The organism is Lentimicrobiaceae bacterium, from assembly GCA_023227965.1.
In the GTDB taxonomy this organism is placed as follows: domain Bacteria; phylum Bacteroidota; class Bacteroidia; order Bacteroidales; family JALOCA01; genus JALOCA01.
Genome location: JALOCA010000078.1, coordinates 1 through 3,067 on the forward strand (window position 1 = coordinate 1; position 3,067 = coordinate 3,067).

General features: G+C 65.2%; 3 protein-coding genes. All 3 read left to right on the forward strand.

Annotation, left to right across the window (positions count from 1 at the left end; genetic code table 11):
- Positions 1 to 393, forward strand: a 393-nt coding sequence (locus tag M0R21_13755) for a hypothetical protein (GenBank protein ID MCK9618888.1), incomplete at its 5' end; no start/stop codon positions are given.
- Between the two features lie 229 nt (positions 394 to 622).
- The gene (locus tag M0R21_13760) at positions 623 to 2,050 is read left to right on the forward strand and encodes a hypothetical protein (protein ID MCK9618889.1); all 1,428 of its coding nucleotides are present in this window, start codon (positions 623 to 625) and stop codon (positions 2,048 to 2,050) included.
- 53 nt (positions 2,051 to 2,103) lie between these two features.
- On the forward strand, positions 2,104 to 2,922 hold the full coding sequence (locus tag M0R21_13765) for a rhomboid family intramembrane serine protease (GenBank protein ID MCK9618890.1): 819 nt from the start codon (positions 2,104 to 2,106) through the stop codon (positions 2,920 to 2,922).
- Positions 2,923 to 3,067: the final 145 nt, after the last annotated feature.

Consider the following 3,067-nt stretch of genomic DNA (forward strand, 5'->3'; position numbering starts at 1 on the left):
TGGGAGAAAATTCGCAAGATCCGCTCTGTCGTCACCGGGGCGCTCGAAATCGAGCGCGCGCAAAAGCGCATCGGCTCTTCGTTAGAGGCGGCGCCGATCGTCTACATCGCGGACGAGTCATTGCGCGCGGCGTTGGAGGGCGTCGATCTCGCCGAAATCTGCATCGCCTCGGATATTCGCGTCTTGCCGGGAGAAGCGCCGATGGAGGCCTTCCGCCTGCCGGAAGCGCCGGGGGTCGGCGTGGTTTCGCAACGCGCCGCCGGCGTCAAATGCGCCCGCTCGTGGAAATATTTCGATCCCGCGACGGCTGACCCGGATTATCCCGACGTGACGCCGCGCGACGCACAGGCGTTGCGCGAGCTTGTCGCGCTCGGCCGCTGGAGCGCTTTGTGATCCTGGCAAGAGAGACATTGCGCCGACCCGTCGCCCCCTCCCTGTCCCTCCCCCGCTCTCGCAAATCGGGTGTTCCAGATTTGCGCATCGACTCCGAAGTCGGCGACAGCCGACTTCGGATGGGAGAGGGGACGCAAGCGAGCGGCGGCGCGCGCGTTCCTTGTCTCGACCCGAGCCTGACTCCCTGTCCCGCGCAGCAGGAGAGGGTTGGGGAGGGGATTACGCTTAAGTGAACGTCCTTCTCGCATTTCTCGCCAATACGATCGTGAATTTCGTCATCGGCCTCACGGTGGCGAAATTTCTCGGCCCCGAGGAATATGGCCGCTTCGCGCTCGCCTTCTCCATCGCGGTGGTCGTGCAGACGGCGCTCTATGATTGGCTGCGTCTTTCGGCGACGCGCTTTTACTCAAAGCGCACGCGCGACAAAGAGCCGGTGGTGCGCTCGACGCTCGACGCGGCCTTCATCGCCGTCACGCTCTTCCTCGCATTGGCCACAGGCATTTATGCGCTTGCCGGACCGCCGCTCGATTTCGAAACCAATCTCATCCTGCTTGCGCTGCTGACGTCGGTCGCCAACGGGCTTTTCGACTATTGCACCGCGCTTGTGCGCGCGCGCTTTCATGACCGCGCCTATGTGCGCCTCATGCTCGCCAAGAACGCGCTGTCGCTTGTTCTGATTGGCGGCGGCGCCTTTATTTTTCACTCGGCTGCGGTGGCGCTCGCTGGCGGCGTCGCGAGCCTGTTCGGCACGGTCATTCTCGGACGTCGCGCGCTGCTCGATCCCGGCGCCGACATTCGCGCCGCCTCGAGTCAGAATGCGCGTGCGCTTGCGGCCTATAGCGCGCCGATCGTGACCGCGCATCTTCTCTATCAGGCGATGCCGCTTGTGGCGCGCTCCATCGTGGCAAGCGTCTTCGGTTTCGCCGAAACCGGCCAGTTCGCGCTGGCCTATGATCTTGGCGTGCGTGCGGTGCAGGCGCTCGGCTCGGCGCTCGACGTGCTCTTGTTTCAGATCGCCGTCGCCGCGCATGAACGCCATGGCGTCGACCGCGCCAAGCAGCAGGTCGCGCGCAACATGGGCATCGTCGTCGCCTTTTTGCTGCCGGCGTGCGCCGGCCTCTGGTTCGTCATGCCGTCGATCGAAGCGCTCATCGTGCCGGCGCAATATCGCGGTCCCTTCGGCCATTACCTCGGCCTGCTGCTTCCGGGACTTTTCGCGATGGGCGTCATTCTGTTCGGCGTCAATCCCGTCTTTCAGATCGAAAAGAAGACGGCGCCATTGATGGTCGCGGCGCTTGCCGCGGTCGCCTTCGGCCTGGCGCTGCTCGTGATCCTACCCTGGGGCGAGGACGCTTCCAATCTCGCGATCGCGCAAGCCGGCGCCTACATCGCGGCGCTTGTGGCGACTGTATATTTCGCGCTGCGCACGCAGCCGGTCTGGCCGTCATTCTGGGACATGTTCGCTGCGCTCGTGGCGACGGGCGCAATGTCGCTCGCGCTCACGCCTTTGCGCGAGATGAGTCCGGGCATTCTCGCGCTCATCGTTCAGGTCCTGGCCGGAGCGGCCGTCTACGGGCTGCTGACCGTCGCCTTCGACATCTCCGGTCTGGGCGTGCTCGCGACGACCTGGCTCGAGCGGCGGTTCGCGCGGTCGTGACGCGGCCCGTCGGCGTCGCCATATGTTAGGCTAGCGATTGTAAGGAGCGCGCCATGGTGATGCCGATCTATGACGACGCGCCGCTGCGCTATTTGCGGCGGCCGATCGTGAATTGGACGCTGATCGCGCTCAACGTCGTCATATTCTTGGTGGTGCAGAGCGAGATTTTCGGCGATCCGCTGACCGTCGTGCGCGGCTTCGCGATCATCCCGCGCGTGCTCTTCGGCGAGGCCCAGCTCGCAGACTGGATCGTTGGACCGCCGGCGGCGCTGACGCTTGTAACGGCGCTGTTCTTTCATTCATCGGTGGTGCATCTCGGCTCGAACATGTTGTTCCTTTACGTCTTTGGCGACAATGTCGAAGACGCCATGGGTTCGCTGCACTATCTGCTGTTTTATCTTTCCTGCGGCGTCGCCTCCGGCGTGTTCTACATCTACGCCACGCCGCATTCGATCTTGCCGCTCGTCGGCGCGTCGGGCGCGATCTCCGGGGTCTGCGCGGCCTTTCTGCTGCTCCATCCGCGCGCGACGGTGGCGGGAATCTTTCCGCCGCTCTCGCTGGCGCTCGCGCCGATTTATCTCGGCGCCTGGCTCTCGGGGGCGCGGCCGAGGGCGATCCTGGGGCTGCGGGCGCCGTTGTTCTCTTTTGTCGCCTCCGGTTGGCTTTTCGTCGGCGCTTGGATTTTGATGCAGCTCATCAACGCGTCCATGGGCGAGGGCGGCGCTGTCGCCTGGATGGCCCATGTCGGCGGGATTGCGGCCGGTCTGGTGCTGACGCCGATCTTCAAGCGCCGCCGGCACAGGCTATTTGACCGCGGCGGCGCGCTCGCCCCCGCGCCGCGCGCGCCGGACGCTGGCGACGACGCGGCCTGATCGGTTAGGTCGGGTGGGCGCTTTGTTTGACTTGCGCGCGCGCCCCCGCTACCAGACCGCGCGACGGCTTTAGCCAGAGTGGCGCGCGCGCAAGCGGCGCTCCGACACCGTCTCGCCAAAGGGTCAGAAGGACCAAGGGGTCGCG